The organism is Luteolibacter luteus (assembly GCF_012913485.1).
In the GTDB taxonomy this organism is placed as follows: Bacteria; Verrucomicrobiota; Verrucomicrobiia; order Verrucomicrobiales; family Akkermansiaceae; genus Haloferula; species Haloferula lutea.
In genome coordinates, this window is record NZ_CP051774.1 from 740,158 (window position 1) to 757,718 (window position 17,561).

Annotated in this window: 13 protein-coding genes and 1 tRNA gene; 6 read left to right on the forward strand and 8 right to left on the reverse strand. The window is 61.3% G+C overall.

Annotated elements, in window-relative coordinates; genetic code table 11:
• Nucleotides 1–58: 58 nt before the first annotated feature.
• The gene (locus tag HHL09_RS02900; RefSeq protein ID WP_169452991.1) at nt 59–4,906 is read right to left on the reverse strand and encodes a lamin tail domain-containing protein; all 4,848 of its coding nucleotides are present in this window, start codon (nt 4,904–4,906) and stop codon (nt 59–61) included.
• 209 nt (nt 4,907–5,115) lie between these two features.
• On the opposite strand from HHL09_RS02900, the gene xylA reads away from it, so the two are divergent.
• The gene (xylA, locus tag HHL09_RS02905) at nt 5,116–6,423 is read left to right on the forward strand and encodes a xylose isomerase (protein ID WP_169452992.1); all 1,308 of its coding nucleotides are present in this window, start codon (nt 5,116–5,118) and stop codon (nt 6,421–6,423) included.
• A 306-nt stretch (nt 6,424–6,729) separates the two neighbouring features.
• On the opposite strand, the gene phoU is transcribed toward xylA, so the two are convergent.
• Together phoU and pstB are read right to left on the reverse strand one after the other, a co-directional pair.
• Nucleotides 6,730–7,446: a phosphate signaling complex protein PhoU gene (phoU, locus tag HHL09_RS02910; protein ID WP_169452993.1), complete on the reverse strand. Its 717-nt coding sequence runs from the start codon at nt 7,444–7,446 to the stop codon at nt 6,730–6,732.
• A gap of 10 nt (nt 7,447–7,456) precedes the next feature.
• Complete coding sequence (gene pstB, locus HHL09_RS02915; RefSeq protein ID WP_169452994.1) at nt 7,457–8,266, reverse strand: phosphate ABC transporter ATP-binding protein PstB; 810 nt, start codon at nt 8,264–8,266, stop codon at nt 7,457–7,459.
• 175 nt (nt 8,267–8,441) lie between these two features.
• On the opposite strand from pstB, the gene HHL09_RS02920 reads away from it, so the two are divergent.
• The gene (locus HHL09_RS02920) at nt 8,442–9,068 is read left to right on the forward strand and encodes a DUF47 domain-containing protein (RefSeq protein ID WP_169452995.1); all 627 of its coding nucleotides are present in this window, start codon (nt 8,442–8,444) and stop codon (nt 9,066–9,068) included.
• 10 nt (nt 9,069–9,078) lie between these two features.
• Complete coding sequence (locus HHL09_RS02925) at nt 9,079–10,533, forward strand: inorganic phosphate transporter (protein ID WP_169452996.1); 1,455 nt, start codon at nt 9,079–9,081, stop codon at nt 10,531–10,533.
• Nucleotides 10,534–10,763: 230 nt separating this feature from the next.
• Here HHL09_RS02925 and HHL09_RS02930 read toward each other — a convergent pair.
• From HHL09_RS02930 to HHL09_RS02945, 4 genes are all read right to left on the reverse strand, one after another.
• Nucleotides 10,764–10,838 (reverse strand) — tRNA-Thr (locus HHL09_RS02930).
• Between the two features lie 169 nt (nt 10,839–11,007).
• Nucleotides 11,008–11,439, reverse strand: coding sequence for a nucleoside-diphosphate kinase (gene ndk / locus HHL09_RS02935; protein ID WP_169452997.1), 432 nt, complete (start codon nt 11,437–11,439; stop codon nt 11,008–11,010).
• Nucleotides 11,440–11,569: 130 nt separating this feature from the next.
• Nucleotides 11,570–12,169: a tRNA 5-(aminomethyl)-2-thiouridylate-methyltransferase MnmM gene (mnmM, locus tag HHL09_RS02940; protein ID WP_169452998.1), complete on the reverse strand. Its 600-nt coding sequence runs from the start codon at nt 12,167–12,169 to the stop codon at nt 11,570–11,572.
• Complete coding sequence (locus HHL09_RS02945) at nt 12,166–12,585, reverse strand: hypothetical protein (RefSeq protein ID WP_169452999.1); 420 nt, start codon at nt 12,583–12,585, stop codon at nt 12,166–12,168. Before HHL09_RS02945 ends, mnmM begins: the two co-directional genes overlap by 4 nt.
• Before the next feature lie 159 nt (nt 12,586–12,744).
• Here HHL09_RS02945 and HHL09_RS02950 point away from each other — a divergent pair, with 159 nt between their 5' ends.
• The 3 genes from HHL09_RS02950 to HHL09_RS02960 are packed head-to-tail and all read left to right on the forward strand — an operon-like array spanning nt 12,745 to nt 15,219.
• Nucleotides 12,745–13,758: an AraC family transcriptional regulator gene (locus HHL09_RS02950; protein ID WP_169453000.1), complete on the forward strand. Its 1,014-nt coding sequence runs from the start codon at nt 12,745–12,747 to the stop codon at nt 13,756–13,758.
• Between the two features lie 34 nt (nt 13,759–13,792).
• On the forward strand, nt 13,793–14,188 hold the full coding sequence (locus tag HHL09_RS02955; protein WP_169453001.1) for a (R)-mandelonitrile lyase: 396 nt from the start codon (nt 13,793–13,795) through the stop codon (nt 14,186–14,188).
• 23 nt (nt 14,189–14,211) lie between these two features.
• A complete protein-coding gene (locus tag HHL09_RS02960; protein ID WP_169453002.1) occupies nt 14,212–15,219 on the forward strand; it encodes an aldo/keto reductase in 1,008 nt (335 codons plus the stop codon).
• Between the two features lie 90 nt (nt 15,220–15,309).
• Here HHL09_RS02960 and HHL09_RS02965 read toward each other — a convergent pair whose 3' ends face one another.
• On the reverse strand, nt 15,310–17,517 hold the full coding sequence (locus HHL09_RS02965; protein WP_169452442.1) for a hypothetical protein: 2,208 nt from the start codon (nt 17,515–17,517) through the stop codon (nt 15,310–15,312).
• Nucleotides 17,518–17,561 lie beyond the last annotated feature (44 nt).

The window sequence follows — 17,561 nt, forward strand, 5'->3', positions numbered from 1 at the left end:
CATCCCGGTGTTCTCCCTTGGGGAACACCGGGACACTCTCCCACCTCCAATTCTTCCTTCAAGGAGCTTCGGACGCTTCTAGCCTCAGGAAACCACGGTCGCCTAGCGGAAGCCATGCCCTGCGAGCTTGGGTAGTGGCACCATCCTGAATCAACTCGTCGTTCGCCGCGGGTAGCCATGCCTGCAAATCGGACGCCTGATAAGCACCCAGCATGCCGTCGTCGCGATCCTTGCGGACGCTGTAGTTCAGCACAAAACGCGGATTGCCACCATTCGGATCGATGCTGCTCGCCAAGCTGCTGAAACTCGATGGATCGCTGCCGAGAAGATATTCGACGAAGTTCGACAAGCCATCGCCATCGGCATCGCCCTCTCTCCCTCCTGCGCCAGCTTCCCCGAAGGCCGCGAGACTCCATGCCGCGTAGCCATTAACTCCAGTGCCGGGTGAGACAAGCCCTGCCACCCATGCCGACGGATCGCTTCCCTGCTTCCTCACACCGAGACGCCGGATGGAGGAACCGGTGCCGGCAGCTGTCGTCGGCCAGGGAGCTTGCGCGGAATAGAGCACCTCGTCTTCCACCATGAGTCCGACGAAGTTCGGCTCGTCTGCAGGCGGCGGCACAAGCCTGCGCAGCCTGACCTCTCCCCCGGCGTCACGGAGGAAATCGCCCGGCGACCAAGGCCCCACCAGACGCACCATAGCCGGGACACTGTATTGGGTGCGAAAGGCGGTGGCTTGCGAGGGCAGCAGCACGGGATCGAAGGAAACCACCACCACCGCTTCGGCAGGCGCGAGCGTGAAGCCCGCCGGGAAATCGAAATCCACATCGCCGCGCAAGGTCCACCCGGCCATCGATTGGCTGGCCGAGCCGGTGTTGGAAATCTCCACAAACTCCGGGGTCGCCGCCGCCGGAAAATAGTGAATCTCACTCACTTGCACCGGGCCCACCCGCGGCACGGTATTGCTCGCGGCTGGCGTGTAGCTGGACAGCGGGGCCAAACCCGATGCGCCATCCGGATAGCTGCCGTAGGAAACTCCCGGAAGCACGGGTGTCCATTCCATGGCCTGCTCGAAGTTGTGCAGCTTGCCCGTAGCCGCATCGGCAGAGACCAGCCAGAGCTTACCGCCGCGGCTGCCATCCAGCGAGAACTCCCCTGCTCCCGGCGTACCCGGAGAGGGATTCCATTCGCCATTCGGATTGAAGTCCTGCTCGCTGAAGACAAGAAACTCGCCTGCCGGAATCACCGTGCCATTCGGGATGCGATACATCCTGTAGTCATCGGCTCCGGAGGCCGCGGCCACATTACCCAAATACCAGCCACCAATGTTCACCGGTGAGCCTCCCGTATTGAAAAGTTCGATCGTATCGAGCTGCGGCGCCACGGTGTTGGAGAGGATCTCATTCACCTTCACCGTAGCCAAGGCAGGCACGGTATCCACTCCCGGACTACCATGAACGGCATCGCTGGCCTTCCAGTTCAGCGGATTCTCGTAGTCGGCTGTTAGACTACCGCTGCCGGTGTATTCCAGAGCACTGCCATCGCCATCGGCACGCTCGGGCCAATCGTCCTCATCATCATAGGAGAACTCCGCGATCACACCCGCACCGCGGTCATAGACATGCACGGCCTCCCCCGCATTGTCCAAACTGCCATCACCCGGCCACTCTGCAATGATCCTCGCGGCAGCAGCGCTGCCATAACGCCTGCCAAAAGCCGCGCGATCCTTCACAATCACCCCGCGTGCCCCGGGAGCGAGGGTGAAGGCAGGCATCACCACCTTCGCAACGGGTGCTCCCTCGCCTAGTGAAACGCCCTGGAGATTTACCGCTCCGCTGCCGACATTCTTCAACTCGATCCACTCGAAGTCCCCGGCCACCGCCGCAGGCAGCGCGGAGGCCTCATCTGCATCCGGCGCGAGAGGATTGTAGCAGATCGCGCTTATTCGCAGGTCACCGGCGGCGGCATAGGTCTCGTTCACCAGATAGAGCGACTCAACCGGCCCACTCCAATTGGTTGCAGGAACGGCGAAGCTGCCCGATTTCCACGCCCGCGCGATGACCTTCATCGTTGCCGGAAGGGAAACCGGGGTGCCATTGTAAGCAATGGCCGAGGCCGAGGGGCTTCCACCTTCCGCACGGGGATCTGTTCCATCGGTAGTATAGTAAACCGTCGTCCCGGAGGGAGCCGTGATCGTGGTGGTATCTCCTGCTGCCACCGGTCCGGAAGCGCGTACAATTGTCGGAGCGCTTACGAATTGCTGGTCGATCCAGGCGGAGCGGCTGATGAGCCAGTTCTTCAGGATACTACGCTCATTGCTGATGTCGTTCGAAGTCGACGAGCCATACCAGCGGAGATAGTCGCGCTTTGCCGGGTTGTCGCCATCCGCCGGTTTGAATTCGGCAAGGTAACCATCAAGGATGCTACCGACGTTCGCGTTCGAAAGCGTGCCGCGTCGCATCGCCTGCCAGCGGTCCACATAAAGTTGGCGGAATTCGACATCCTGGAAAAGCTGCTGCCACCAGGAGAACTGGAAGTAATTCGTCGCGTCTCCCGTTCCGGTCCAGGTCGTGGGGCTATCGTCTCGGGAATCGGTGGAGTTTCCGGAGCGGTCGAAGTCCCATAACGGCCCCGCAGCCATCGGTGCGCCACGGTCCTTGTGGAAGTAGGCGCTCAAACGCAGCGCATCCACATTCTTCGCGAGCATGCAGAAGAGGTTGTGATCCGCCCATGCCGCGGAGTCGATGTAGTTCCGGTAGCTCCGCGTGCTGAAGCTCGACGATGCTTCCGTGAAAAGCTTGTCCTCGAAGTCTTGGAAGTAATTCACCAAATACGAAGACTGCTGGGTTGGCAGGTCGGCCCTCTTGGGCCGGTGAATCACCAGGCCATCCCCACCGGTCCCCGGAGTAGGCAGGTTCCGGGAGGTACGCCAGATGAACTCATCCGACTCGCCCGCATCCACCTTGAAGATATAGCCGCCGCTGACCCGCGGCAGAGTGACATCGGAAGGATCGATGTTCGCGACATCCACACGATCCGGGCTGCGGCGGATGTTCTCACAGAGGATGTAGACACCGCGGTAATCGGCACTCGTGTAATTCAGTCCATCGGTGTTCTGGTTGAAAAAGACCTCCACCAGACGGGTTCGCGGTGCCCAACGTCCCGCCTGTCGGCTCACCTCGTAGATCCAGGCATTCCGCATGAAGGCGCGGTCGAAGTCCCATCCCCCGATCAAGGCCCAGTCCTCTCCCGCCGGCATGCCGAGCACTTCCACGGACTTGCCCGCATTGCTCTCATCGAGCAACTCGATGCCATAAGACTTCTTCGGAAAGCCGGAAGAACTCCGGCCGCGCAACTTCACGTTCGCGCTCATCGAGAGCACTGGCACCGCGGACGGAGAAAGGCTGGCGTAGCCGCTCGCATCGCGATCATAGATCTGGATGCGGGCACTCTGGTCCTCATTGTTATCCGGAACTTCTCCGAGCCCTCGATTGTTCAACACCACGATGGGCAGCGCCGACTTGAAAGGCTGGCCTGCCGAGTAACTGGCGAGGGACGCCCCGAGCTTTTCATACTGCGCGCCACCTACAAAACCAAGCGCGCCGGTAGCAGGCGCATGGATCCGCGCACGGACGAGGGCGCTGTTACTGATATTGATCGCACCCGAATAAAGCGTCGAACTCGCGGTAGGCATGCTGCCGTCCAGCGTGTAGCGGATTTCCTGGCCGGAGATCGCACCACTCAGAGTGAGATTGAAGCTGGTTGAGGAAAAGGTCCCCGAAGTCTTCGAGAAAACGACCTCCTGCGGGATGACCAAGCCGTTGGTCCCGGCGTTCCTCGCGCCCGGCGTTGGAGTGGCAAAGTAACCGGGAGCGGGAGCAGGCCCCGCGATTGTCGTTTCGGCAATCAACTGCGGGCGGATGAAGAAATCGGTCGTATTCGCCTGCCGGTTGAAGCCGTGGATCGCCAGGACATTCTGCCCGCTGGTGAGAAGCCCGAGGCTCTCGGTCACATCGAAGTCCTCGAAAACCTCCGCGGAGGAATCGACATGGGCCTGGGTCGCAGCACTGTTCCAAGCAAGCGGCGTAAGCGCATTCCTCCGGACCTGGGTACCGCCCGATAGCAGCGGCTGGCCATTGAGCCAGACCGCGAAGCCATCGTCATACTTCATCTGCAGTTTCAGCGATGTCGTCGTAGTCCCCGAGGGCACGTTGAAGGGCACCCGGATGTAACAGGACGGGTTGTTCGCCGTCGTCATCGCCGAGTCCGTATCCCCGCCTCCCCCGATCTGGGTAACATAGTTTACGCCGCCGCTGTCCCGGTCGTAACCGATCCCCAGCGTGGCACTGTTCCAGCCCGCGGGGTTGAAACCCACATTCTTCCAAGTGATCGCCGGATTCGAGGCCGAGGTCGGGACGATCCACTGCGCCGCGGCAGTTTCCGCGACCAGCACCGTTTCCGAGGTGTTGGATGGAGTGCCGTAGGAGATGTCCGCAAACTGGCCTGGATATTCCGGCGAAAAGTGGGAGGCCACCGTATTGCCATTCGGCCGGATCAGCCCCAGATATTCCCCATCCGCGCTCAGCGAAAAACCGGTGTGGAGGGGCTGCCCTGGAACCCGCTTGTTTTTGCCGGAGGCGAAAACGACCAAATACCCTCCCGGCGGGATACTCGCAGCGGGAAATCGCCACTTGGTCTTCTCGGCCAAGTTGTCGGTCAAATACCAGTTTGTCAGGTCAGCTGTGACCGCGTCAGGATTGTAAATTTCGATCCAATCCGGGCGATCCCCGTCCTCGTCCCTAATGCCGTTTTGATTGCTCGCACAGAATTCCGAGATGACAGGATCAGCCAGGACCGGCTGGGACAGCGCAGGTACAAGGCACAGAGCGGCGAGGAATGAACGCATGGGGTGGGTTTTCCAAGTGAACAGCGGGGGGACGATTTTACCGGGTTGTGACGAGAACGTCACAATGTGACCCTAGGTTTAGTTTACCATGACGGCAAGGAGATCGTCTTGTCCCCGGAAACGGTTTGATCGTGGCGACACCAAATGCGGAAACATACACAATTCAGTGTTGGACTCGGGGGGCCCACTCACGTATTGCGGTGCCTTCCATGGCATACTTCCCGGACATTCCCAAGATCGTCTACGAGGGTTCGAAATCCAAGAATCCGCTCGCCTTCAAACATTACAATCCCGACGAGGTTATCGAAGGGAAAACCATGCGTGATCACATGCGCTTCGGCGCCGCCTATTGGCACGTGATGCGCAATAGCTTGTCCGACCCCTTCGGCGGCGGTACCGCGGTGACCCCGTGGGACGACCAGTCCGACTCGGTGGACAATGCCAAGAAGCGCGCTGACGTATTCTTCGAGTTCCTCGAGAAGATCGATATCGACTACTACTGCTTCCACGACCGCGACATCGCGCCGGAGCTGAATGACTTCACCAAGTCCACGGAGGCACTCAATGCCGTGGTGGATCACCTGGCTGGCCTCCAGAAGTCCACCGGCAAGAAGCTTCTCTGGGGCACCGCTTGCCTCTTCTCCCACGGCCGCTATTCGCAGGGTGCCGGCACCTCTCCGGATGCCCGCGTCTTCGCCTATGCCGCCGCGCAGGTGAAGGCCGCCATGGACGCCACCCACAAGCTGGGCGGTGAAGGCTACACCTTCTGGGGTGGCCGCGAAGGCTACGCCACTCTGTTGAATACGGACATGAAGCGCGAGCTGGATCACCTCGCCGCGCTGCTTCACATGGCCGTGGCCTACGCGAAGAAGATCGGCTACACCGGCCAATTCTACATCGAGCCGAAGCCGCGCGAACCCTCCACGCACCAGTACGATTCCGATTCCGCTGCCTGCCTGAATTTCCTCCGCCAGTACAACCTGCTGGACCACTTCAAGCTGAACATCGAAACCAACCACGCCACGCTGGCCGGCCACACCATGGAGCACGAGCTCACCGTGGCCCTCGGCTCCAACGCGCTGGGCTCCATCGATGCCAACCAGGGCGACACGCTTCTCGGCTGGGACACCGACCAATTCCCGAGCGACCTCTACGGCACCACCAAGGTGATGCTGAAGGTGCTCGAGATGGGCGGCTTCACCACCGGCGGCCTGAACTTCGATGCGAAGCGCCGTCGTGAGTCGCACGAACCGATCGACCTCTTCTACGCCCACATCGGCGGCATGGACGCCTTCGCCCGCGGCCTCAAGACCGCCGCCGCCATCCGTGCGGACGGACGAATCGAGGACTTCGTGAAGGCCCGCTACGCCAGTTGGGACAGTGGCATCGGCCAGCGCATCGAAAGCGGCAGCACCAACTTCGATGAACTGACCGAGTGGGTGAAGCAAAACGGCGAACCTGTCGTCGCCTCCGGCCGCCAAGAGCTGCTGGAAAACATCCTCAACGAACTTCTGTGACTTGCCGCGGGGCGACCCGCATCAGGTCACCTTCCAACGGGTGCCAAACGGTCCGGCGTGTATGCGCCGGACCGTTTCATTTTCCAGTGGAGGTCATGGTGATGCGATCTTTAAGTGCATCTAACAAGGCACCGTTCCCTCGCAATCCCGGGAACCATCCCCATCTCCGGACGAGAATAGAACGGAGCCAAAGGACCGCCGGCTTACGGCCCTGCCGGGGCGCGGTCTTGGCTACCCGCCCAAGCGGTGGCTCACGCCAACCAGCTCATATCAGGCCGCCCCTACGGGACTCAAATCAAGCCTTACTCACTCCGCCGACACCTCTTCCTCCTCGCTCGGAGGACGATTGTGCCGGTCGTAGCGAATGTCGCGGTTCTGATCGAGGAACACTGCGTCTTCCCCGATGTTCTTCGCGAGATCGCCGATCCGCTCCAAAGACCGGGCCACGAAAATCAGGTGAAGGAAATCCTCGGCCCGATCTCCCCCCTCCTCCAGCCGGGCGCTGAAGGTGGCGACCAGGCGCTTATGCATCTTGTCGAGCTCCTTGTCCTTCAACTGCAGGGACTGGCCGAGCTCGGCATTCCTGTCCGTATAGGCGGAAAGGGCATCGCGCATCTGCTGGTCGGCGAGCGCATAGAGCGGCTCCAAGAAGCTGACCTCCGCGCACTCCGGCCGGGCGAGCATCTTGCGAGCCCGCTTGGCGATATTGGTGGCGTGATCTGAGACGCGTTCCAGATTCGCTGCGACCTTCATCGAAGTGATCACTTGGCGCAAATCGCTTGCCACCGGGTGGAAGCGGACCAGCGTTTCCATGCCAAGGCGGTCGATGCGCAGTTCTGCCTCGTCCACTTCATCATCATCCGCAATCGCCGCCTTGCAGCGTTCAAGGTCGCGGTTGAGAAGGCCCTGCATGGCGCGCTCCAGGTTGAGACGGGCCTGACCGGCCATGGCGATGACCTCGTTGCGAAGATTGGCGAAGGCCTGATCGAACTCGCGGAGAATATGTGGGGTATCCGAGTGCATGGGTGGGGAATCAACCGAAACGGCCGCTAATGTAGTCGAGCGTGCGCTTGTGCGTGGGGTTTTCGAAGATCTTGCGGGTGTTGTCGTACTCCACCATTTCCCCGAGATAAAAGAAAGCCGTACGATCCGACACTCTTGTCGCCTGTTGCATGTTGTGCGTCACGATCACAATCGTGTAGTGATCGCGGAGCCCGAGGATCAGGTCCTCCACATGGGCGGTGGCGATCGGGTCCAGCGCCGAGCACGGCTCATCCATCAGGATGATCTCAGGATCCACCGCGATGGTGCGGGCGATACACAGGCGCTGCTGCTGGCCGCCGGAAAGACCGGTGGCGATGTCATTGAGGCGGTCCTTCACCTCGTCCCAGAGTGCGGCGCGCCGCAGGGATTTCTCCACGATCTCGTCCAGTGCGGCCTTCTTGTTCTCCCCGAGGGTCCGGGGACCATAGGCCACGTTGTCGTAAATGCTCCGTGGAAAGGGATTGTACTTCTGGAACACCATCCCCACGTGACGGCGGAGTTGGACCGGATCGATCGATTTGTCGGCAATGTTCGCCCCCTCGATAATGATCGAGCCCTTCGTCACCCGGGCACCGGGGACGAGGTCGTTCATCCGGTTGAAGCAGCGCAGGAGGGTCGTCTTACCACAGCCGGAAGGACCGATAAAGGCCACCACTTCATTGGCCGGGACATCCAACGTGACGTCCTTAAGAACTTTCTTATCCCCGTAGCTGAAATCCACTCCCTTGACTTGGATGGCGGGGATCCCGGCGGGAGCCGGGGCATCGGCGGCGGGCGGCGCAGGGTGTTCGTGCGTCATCGGCGGGGTCGTCGGCCGTCTGCGCGGCGGGGCTTCGGTTACCAGTGACATAGCGGATTGTAAAGGTCTCCCGCCCCGCGGCAACGGGCGGCAGAGGCAATCTGTCAGGGAATTCGAACGGCGCGGCTTGCCACGTGTGACGTTTTCGCCACAAATCGCGCCCGGAAAACTTCCCATGATCTCCATCCAACGCCTGTTCGGCAAAGAGGACCGCTTCTTCGACCTGCTCATCGCCAGCGCCGAGGAGGCGCGCCAGAGCATCATCGGCCTCACCCACATCCTCCGCCACGAGAAGGCCCCCTCTCTCGGCGAATTCGCGGAGGTCCGCAAAAAGGACAAGGCGATCACCCAGGAAATCAGCGACCTGCTGGTTAAATCTTTCGTCACCGCGCTTGAGCGTGAGGACATCGAGGCTCTCTCCACCGCCCTCTACAAGATCCCCAAGACCGTGGAGAAATTCGTCGAGCGCTATCTGATCTCACAGGAAAAGGTCGCCAGCACGGACTTCAATACTCACGCCAAGATGCTCGATGAGGCAACCGGTCTCGTCGTCGAGATGATCCATGCCCTCCGCAAGGGCATGGATATTGTGAAGATGAAGGAATTGAACGACCGCATGCAGCAGATCGAGGGCGATGCCGACAAGCTGATGGTCGACTGTCTGAAGGATCTCTACAGCGGCAAATACGACACCCTGCTCGTGGTGATCGTCTCCAATCTCTACGACCTGTTGGAGAAGGTCTTCGACCGTTGCCGCGATGTCGGCAATGTCGCGAAACAGATCGCCTACAAGAACTCCTGAAGCGCCGCTCATGACGCTTATCCTTGTCGTCATCCTCGTCGCGCTCGCCTTCGAGTTCATCAACGGCTTCCACGATACGGCGAACTCCATCGCCACCGTGGTTTCCACGAAGGTGCTCACGCCGCGCCAAGCCATCATGATGGCGGCGGTGACAAACCTCATCGGTGCCCTCGTCGGTCACGCGGTCGCGAAGACGGTTTCCTCCGGCTTGGTGGACTCCCAGTTCGTGACTACCTCCACAATCATTTGCGCCCTCTTCGGCGGCATCGTGTGGAATCTGCTCACCTGGTGGTTCGGCCTTCCTTCCAGCTCCACTCACGCGCTGGTCGGCGGCCTCTGCGGCGCGACGCTGGCAAATGCCCAGAACAACTTCGGGGCCATCATCTGGTCCCAAGAGAAGCTGAAGGACGGCAAGATCGTGATGGAAGGCGTCTATCACAAGGTCATCATCCCGATGATGGGCTCTCCGATCATCGGCCTGGTCGGCGGCTTCATCGTCATGACCATCCTCTACGCGCTGCTCCGCAACGCGCGTCCCATGTGGGTGAACCGCTTCTTCGGACGCGCTCAAATTTTCAGCGCCGGCTACATGGGCTTCGCCCACGGTCTCGCGGACGCGCAGAAGACCATGGGCATCATCACACTCGCCTTGGTCACCGCCACCACGGCGGGTTCTTTCGAAGCTCTGCCGAAATGGCTCGGTTTCCTGAAGATGGAAAAGACGCCCGCCGCCGAGCAGCTCCTGCTGACCGTGATGGACGGCAAGCACACGCTTGAGACCGCAGCGAAGCTGGAGGAAGAAGGCTTCAAGATGCGCTCCGGTGAATTCCGCGAGGCCTTCCTCTCCATGGCCGCGGAAGTCCACGAAGACCTCGGCGATGCCGCCGGCGCCGAGCGCACGCGTGCGGACGTCAAGGAAGACTACGATGCGAACGTAGCCCGCGAGAAAGCCCGTATCCTGCCAAAGGTGCCGATCCTCGGCCCGATGGTCGCGGCAAAGCCGACCGATTGGATAAAGGCGCTCGATGACGTTCAGGAAAAAGCGGAGAAGGACGGCAAGCAGCCTCTTCCTTCGATGGCTGGCAAGGTTCGCGAACTGGCTCCCGATGTCCCGGCTTGGATCAAGGTGGTCTGCGCGCTCGTGATGGCCGCAGGAACCTCGGCTGGTGGCTGGCGCATCATCAAGACCATGGGCCATAAGATGGTAAAGCTGCAGCCCGTCCACGGCTTCGCCGCGGAAACCACGGCCGCCACCCTGCTCGCCGTGACCGGAAAGCTCGGCATGACCGTCTCCACCACTCACGCCATCACCACCGCCATCATGGGCGTCGGTGCCACCAAACGCTTCAGCGCGATCGATATGAAGATCGTGAAGAAGATCCTCGGAGCATGGATCCTTACCCTCCCCGCCGCAGGTGGCGTTGCCTACATCTCGATGTGGCTCTGGCTGAAGGTAGCGGGGTAATGATGTGCCTCAGGTCGAGCTAGGGCGCCCCAATATCGGATGCCACTCCTGCGACTCGGGTAACACCTCGCTTCACCCGCATCCGGCGGTCTACTGCACGCGGCGCAGAAGCGACCGTCGGCATTTCGTCAGTTCGAGATATCTCCATATCTACGATGCGAGCCGTCGCCTCATCATCCACCAAAACAAAAACGCGCCGCGCAGGCGGAGCGTTTGGCATGGAAAAATGGTGGAGCCGCTGGTCGGATTTGAACCGACGACCTGCTCATTACGAATGAGCTGCTCTACCCCTGAGCTACAGCGGCGGGTTCCTTTGCAGGACGGGCGGGAATGAACCAGAGAGGAGACCTTCCGGCAAGCGGGATTTCCAAGAGAAAACAGGACTCCCCTACATTCGAAAAGGAAGCCCGGCTATCCGCTGGGGACGCCGGGCTCCGTAAAATCGGGCGGAAACGGGCATCTTGCCCGCCTTGATCAGAAGACCTCGCCTTCCTTGAAGAAGCGCTTGATCTCGGCAGCGGCCGCTTCGACGCCATCGGAGGCGTGGCAGACGTTGCGCATCTTGGCGTCGCCTTCCTTGTCACCGAAGTCGCCGCGGATGGTGCCTGCGGCAGCCGCCTTCGAATCCGTCGGGCCGAGCAGGTCGCGCACGCGGGCGATCACGTCTTCGCCTTCGAGGGCCAGCGCTACCACCGGGCTCTCCTGCATGAAATCACGCACGGAGGGGAAGAAGGGCTTGTCCGCGATGTGCGAATAGTGGTCTGCCAGAAGCTCGTCGCTCAGATAGAGCATCTTCATGCCACGGATCTTGAAGCCTTCCTTCTCGAAGCGGTTAAGAACGGTGCCGACGAGTCCCTTGGACACGGCATCGGGTTTGAAAAGAATCAGGGTGGTCTCGAGGGCCATGCGCGGGAGGTAGGCGGGCGGCGGCAGGCTGGCAAGCCTTTTGGTAGCAAGGCCCGGAGGATGTTTCCAATTCCCCGCCAACCTGCTTTCCCCGATAGAAACGGGCATCTCCGGACGGTGCCGAGGATACTTAAGCAAGGTTTATCACCGCGGACTGCGGGCAGACCTTCTTCCGCACCAAAATCAAAAACGGAGCTGGTCTCAAGGTTCCCTCTCTCCGGGCTACTTCCACGTCATAAAGCGAAGCGTCCAGATCCCGCACCCAAGCCAGCACCGCCTCGCTCTCTTCATCCCCACCGGCATGGCCGGGATAGCACACCATTGCCAACAGGCCCCCGGCCCTCAGCGCATCGAGCGCCTGCCGGGTCGCCGAAAGTGTCTCCTCCCGCAACGTGATCACCGCATGGTCGCCCCCGGGTAGATAGCCAAGATTGAAAACCACGGCCGCTACCGACCCGATATCCACATCCCGCGACAGGCGTGCGTGAGAGCCCTGGATCAAGGTCACACGCTTTTCCAAACCCACCGCCTCGAGACGAGACCTCGTCGAGGCAATCGCTTCCGCCTGGATGTCATAAGCGATCACCCGGCCGCTTTCGCCCACCTGCTCCGCCAGAAAGACCGTGTCGTGGCCGTTCCCCGCCGTCGCATCGATCGCTAGATCACCGGGACGGATCACCTCTGCCAGTTCCCGGTGGGCTCTCGCAGTCGGTCGTTCGGGCGCGCTCATGGACGACCAGTGTCCGCTGGCGGAGGATCCATCTGCAAGCCCCGCGGGACGAGAGCCACACAGATCCGCTGAAAAACGACCACCGCGACACAAGCCGCGACGCCGCTTAACAACTGCCTCATCTCTGTAGGAAAGAGCAGGATGAATCCCTTCCCCTTGATCAGCGAGGAGTAGCTGGAAACACAAAACGGAAACAGAAACAGCCGGAACTTCGTCCAGCCATCCATCGCCTGCCCCGGCACCTTCGTCGCAAAGATCAGCGCGATTCCGATCAGCGCCGAGATCCCTAGCGCCGTGAACCAGATCAAGGGCGACGGCTCGAAATGAAACGGAACAATTGTTAGATACCACGCGAGATAACACCAGAGCACCAGTTTCGGTGTTCTCAGGTTCGCGAAATAGTTCAACACTCGCATCGGCAGCCGCAGGATTCATCCCTATCAGCCGGCGACAACCCGAAATTCGGGCTTCTCCCCGCCAAATTCCGCGGCGCGTTCTGCAAGTGCTTTGACGCGTCCTGCAAGTGACAGTGCCCGCTTCCGCGCTACCTTGGCACCAGCACCGGGACGCCAAAAATGATGAACGATCGCTTCCGCATCTCCAATCTCCTGCTGGAACGTCTGGCTGAGCTAGGCCTCTCGCTGCCCGCGCTGCTGAGGCTCGCAGGCCTGCCCGCGACCTTCTTCCAGCAGGAAAAGATCTACGCCACCACCACGGAGCTTTTTAGCATCTGGCGGGCGATCGAAGAAGTCAGCGGGGATCCCGGCATCGGGCTGAAGCTGGGAAATGAGGCCCGCATGGAGCGCTACCACCCCATCGCCGTCGCCGCGGTCTGCAGCCGCACTTTCCATGATGCCCTGCAGCGGGTATCGCGCTACAAGCAGTTGACCTGCCCGGAAACGATCCAGTTCACGACCTCGGGCGAGGAGACCACCGTGGAGTTCATCTACTTCGAGGCGGACGACAACGAGCCGAAGACCCTCATCGATATGGCGCTCGCCTGGATCCTCACCACCGGCCGCCGCGGCACCAATGGCCAGATCATCCCGCTGCGCCTCGAACTGAAACGCCCCGCCGAGCGCCGCGAACAGCTCGAAGCCCACTTCGGTTGCCGCGTCAGATTCAAAGCCGGCCGCAATGCCCTGGTCTTCCTCACCAGCGATCTCGACCGTCCCTTCGTTACACATAACGAGGAGCTGCTCACCGCCATCGGCGCACAGTTGGAAAACGAATGGCAGGCGCGGCATAACACCATCGACATCGCCGGCCACGTGAAGGGCACTTTGAAGCGATCGCTCGCTGGGCGACGCCCCACGCTTCAAGACGTCGCCCGCGAGATCGGCATGAGCCCGCGCACGCTCCAGCGCCGCCTTGGCGAAGCGGAGATCACCTTCCAGCAATTGGTGGAAGACACCCGCCGCGAGCTCGCTCGCCACTATCTCGAACACAGCAGCGTGGAGCTGAACGAAACCGCCTTTCTCCTCGGCTACGAGGACGCGAATTCCTTCTTCCGCGCCTTCCATCGCTGGGAAGACACCACTCCTGGCGAATGGCGCACCCGTCACCGCGCGCTTGCCGGAAGAGCGTGACCTGCCCCATCCGTGCGCTTAACAATCCACTGTCATGGAAATCAAAAGAATCGGCTCACAGCCATCCGGCCAAGGTCCCGCAGAGTGGTTCACCGGCACGGTCCGCATCGATCCCCTCTTCCAGCCGGTCCCGCCCGCACGCACCGCCGCGGCTAGCGTGACCTTCGAACCCGGTGCCCGCACCGCATGGCATACCCATCCTCTGGGCCAGACGATCATCGTCACTTCCGGCTGTGGCTGGGCCCAGCTTGAAGGCGGCCCCGTCGAGGAAATCCGCCCCGGCGATGTCGTCTGGTTCCCGCCCGGAGTGAGACATTGGCACGGTGCCACCGCGACCACGGCCATGACTCACACCGCAATCCACGAACTCCTCGATGGCAAGGCCGTCGATTGGCTGGAGCCGGTCAGCGAGGAGCAATACCGGCGCTAAACCGCCACCCTACCCGAATACCTATGAACCGCCGCAAACTTGGTAACAGCGGCCTGGAAGTTTCTGCCATCGGCTTGGGCTGCATGGGCATGAGCTTCTCCTATGGCCCGCCAAAAGACATCAAGGAGATGACCGGTCTCCTTCATCAAGCCGTGGATCGCGGCGTCACCTTCTTCGATACCGCGGAGGTATACGGCCCCTTCACCAACGAGGAGCTGCTGGGCGATGCCCTGGCGCCTTTCCGCGGGAAAGTCGTGATCGCCACGAAGTTTGGCTTCGACGTCTCAGCGAACTTCGATCCCCGCAGCATGAAAGGCCCGCCCGGCGTGAACAGCCGACCGGAGCACATCAAGCAAGCCGTCGAAGGCTCGCTCAAGCGGCTCAAGCTCGAAACCATCGACCTCCTCTACCAACACCGCGTCGACCCCGCTGTCCCGATCGAGGACGTGGCAGGCGCCGTGAAGGAGCTCATCGAAGCCGGCAAGGTGCAGCACTTCGGCCTCTCCGAAGCCGGTGCGCAAACCATCCGCCGCGCCCATGCCGTCCAACCCGTCACCGCCCTGCAGAGCGAATACTCCCTCTGGACCCGCACGCCCGAGCAGGAAATCATCCCCACGCTCGAAGAGCTCGGCATCGGCTTCGTCCCCTACAGCCCGCTCGGCCGCGGCTTCCTCACTGGGAAGATCGACAGCAGCACGACCTTCGATAGCAGCGATTTCCGCAGCGGCATGCCCCGCTTCACTCCGGAAGCCATCCAGGCGAACCAATCGCTGATCGCCCTGCTCGAAAGCATCGCGCAGCGGAAAAACGCGACCACCGCGCAAATCGCCCTCGCCTGGCTCCTCGCGCAAAAGCCATGGATCGTCCCGATTCCGGGGACCACCAAGCTGAGCCGCCTCGAAGAAAACATCGGTGCCGCTTCCGTCGATCTAACACGCGAGGATCTGCAGGGCATCGACCAAGCCGCAGCGCAAATTACCATCGAAGGCACCCGCTACCCGGAGCGCCTCGAAAAGATGACCGGCCTCTAAGAACCGCGACACCACTCCACATCTCAGCACGAAAAAGCCGGGCCCCTCACGGAGCCCGGCTTTTCAAATTCCTAGGTCACTTCGCTCAGCTCAGCGCACCTTGAAGTGCAGCGTCGAACGGAGCTTGCCACCTTCGACTCGCTCGGAAGCACTCACGCTGTCGAACTCCTCGATCGCGGCAAGGCCCTTCTGGATCCGCGGGAGCTGCGCCTTGAACTCCTCGAACTTCTCCGGACCACCCACCATCGCTTCGCCGTGCTTCTCAAGCAGCGTCACCCACTCAGCGGTGAACTTGCGCAGCGTGTCGAAGTCGAACTCCACCCAGGCACCCTTGCGGTCGCCGGCGGCGCTGTCCGCAGAGGTCACCAGATCCAGCGCCTGCAGCTTCGAAGTCGAAGCCGCGAACCACTTGTCGCTCACCGTCACGGATGGAATGAAGTCATCGTTCGTGAAGGGCAGCGCGAAGAAGTAGGACGCGATGTCATTCTTCTCGGAAGTCATCGGCTTCTGCATCGGGATCTCCTCGCCGGTCATCTCGCTCACCGTCTTGAAGATGTTTCGCAGGGAACCTTCGAGCTTCGTCCAGGACTCGCCCAGCTTCGCACGATCCGTCACCGGGGACACCATCGTCGCACGGAAGAACTTGCCGGAGTCGGCCACTTCCTGCGGGATCCCCGGGAATTGCGGCACCGTGCCATTCAGGTCCACCACGAACGCAGCTTCCGTTCCGAGACCGGACTCCGCCGTGCTGAGAGCTTCCCAAGCACCCAGCGCATCCGCGCGGAACTTCTCGTTGAAGAGGCCGAAGCCCTGCTTGAATTGCGCAAAATCCTCGTTCTCGATATTCAGGCCCGCGACCTTCTCGGCAAGGGCATAGGCCGTCTCGACCAAGACCTCGCCGTATTCACCGGCACGCTTCGAGTATTCCTTGTTGGATACCCAGTTGGAGAAAACCAGCACGCCATCCTTGCTGCCCAGATTTGCCAGCTTGTGATCCGCCGCGTGGTCGATCGCACCGTAATCGTTGCCGCCGAAGAGTTCGAACTTCACGCCGTCCTCCAGCACGATCAGGCCACCGATGGTGTCGGGCTTCGCCAGCGCCACCACCGCATCTTCCTTCTCGCCCACCATGTCCAGCAGCGCCGCCAGTTCGCGGGTCTCGCCATAGACATCGGTGCCGGCCAGGCCATCGCGGATGCCCTGGGCCATATCCTTCAGGCTGCCCGTGAGCATGCTCTTCGCAATGCCCTTGTCGCCGTAAAGGAAGCCCACCAGCTTCTTGTCCTTGTAAGCGTCCACATAGGAGATCGCCTCGTTTGCGGCCAGGGACTCATCCACGCTTTCCGCCAGCGGGCAGCCTTCCTCGCTGTCGCCAGTGTAAAGCATCAGGTAGTCATCCTTCGAACCGTGGGCCACCACGACGTTCTTCTTCTTGATCGCACCGATCAAATGATCCACGTCGCCCGGCTCCAGCATCTGCTCGATGTCCGCGCGAGCCTGCTCCAGTTGCTCCGCCACGAAGCTGCCTTCCAGCTTGTAGCCCTTGAAAGCCACGCCGCCCTTCGTGAAGTCCACCGGCTTCGCACCTTCGCCCAGCATGCCGAACATCATCTCGATGCTCGAACCCAGCTGCTCCTGTGCCTTGCCAAGCGTCTCCGCGTCCGCAGCCTTGATGCCGATCAGCATCGGCGGCAGCGCCAGGCTATCGATCAGCGGCATGTCCTTGCCCAGCTCCTTCGCCATCTCCATCAGGTAGGCCTCATCCGGCTCACCCGCGGTGGAAAGGTCACCGCTCTTCGCGGCTTCGTTGAAGGAGTGGGTCATTGCCTTCATCTGATAGTAGTTCATCCGGCGGCCCACCTTCGTCAGGTTCTCCACCTGCGGCACCGTGCCCTTGCCGGTCGCGATGAAAATCTCTTGGCCCAGGAACTTCCCGGCCTCTTCCGCATTGGCCGCGATCTCCTCTTCCGGGTCCGTTCCATCCACCTCCTTCGAAACTTCGCGGATGAATGCCCAAGTCTTCAGCCCCTTCAGGCGGCTCACGATCTCCTTGCCATCATAGAGCGCCATCACGCTCTCCGTCTCCTTCGAAAGCTGGCCCACGATGCCCAGCATCGCGGCACGCTCTCCGGGCGTCAGGGCCTTCACCGCCGGGGCGGGTGCAGCCTCCACCTTCGCAGGCGTCGTCGCCACCTCACCCGGTGCTGCCGGAGCGGTGGGCTCTTCCTTCTTCTGGCAGGACCCGAGGATGATTGCCGTTGCCGGGAGAACCGGCCACCATGAACGAAATGCTTTCATTACCCGCCGACCCTACGGAAAACCACGAACGAGGAGCAATTCCA

Excerpts from the sequence above, each read along its gene's own strand:
- HHL09_RS02955 (WP_169453001.1), top strand. The coding sequence starts at position 13,793 with ATGGAAATCAAAAGAATCGGCTCACAGCCATCCGGCCAAGGTCCCGCA.
- HHL09_RS02920 (WP_169452995.1), top strand. The coding sequence starts at position 8,442 with ATGATCTCCATCCAACGCCTGTTCGGCAAAGAGGACCGCTTCTTCGAC.
- HHL09_RS02945 (WP_169452999.1), bottom strand. The coding sequence starts at position 12,585 with ATGCGAGTGTTGAACTATTTCGCGAACCTGAGAACACCGAAACTGGTG.
- HHL09_RS02900 (WP_169452991.1), bottom strand. The coding sequence starts at position 4,906 with ATGCGTTCATTCCTCGCCGCTCTGTGCCTTGTACCTGCGCTGTCCCAG.
- mnmM (WP_169452998.1), bottom strand. The coding sequence starts at position 12,169 with ATGAGCGCGCCCGAACGACCGACTGCGAGAGCCCACCGGGAACTGGCA.
- pstB (WP_169452994.1), bottom strand. The coding sequence starts at position 8,266 with ATGACGCACGAACACCCTGCGCCGCCCGCCGCCGATGCCCCGGCTCCC.
- xylA (WP_169452992.1), top strand. The coding sequence starts at position 5,116 with ATGGCATACTTCCCGGACATTCCCAAGATCGTCTACGAGGGTTCGAAA.
- phoU (WP_169452993.1), bottom strand. The coding sequence starts at position 7,446 with ATGCACTCGGATACCCCACATATTCTCCGCGAGTTCGATCAGGCCTTC.
- HHL09_RS02950 (WP_169453000.1), top strand. The coding sequence starts at position 12,745 with ATGATGAACGATCGCTTCCGCATCTCCAATCTCCTGCTGGAACGTCTG.
- HHL09_RS02925 (WP_169452996.1), top strand. The coding sequence starts at position 9,079 with ATGACGCTTATCCTTGTCGTCATCCTCGTCGCGCTCGCCTTCGAGTTC.
- ndk (WP_169452997.1), bottom strand. The coding sequence starts at position 11,439 with ATGGCCCTCGAGACCACCCTGATTCTTTTCAAACCCGATGCCGTGTCC.
- HHL09_RS02960 (WP_169453002.1), top strand. The coding sequence starts at position 14,212 with ATGAACCGCCGCAAACTTGGTAACAGCGGCCTGGAAGTTTCTGCCATC.
- HHL09_RS02965 (WP_169452442.1), bottom strand. The coding sequence starts at position 17,517 with ATGAAAGCATTTCGTTCATGGTGGCCGGTTCTCCCGGCAACGGCAATC.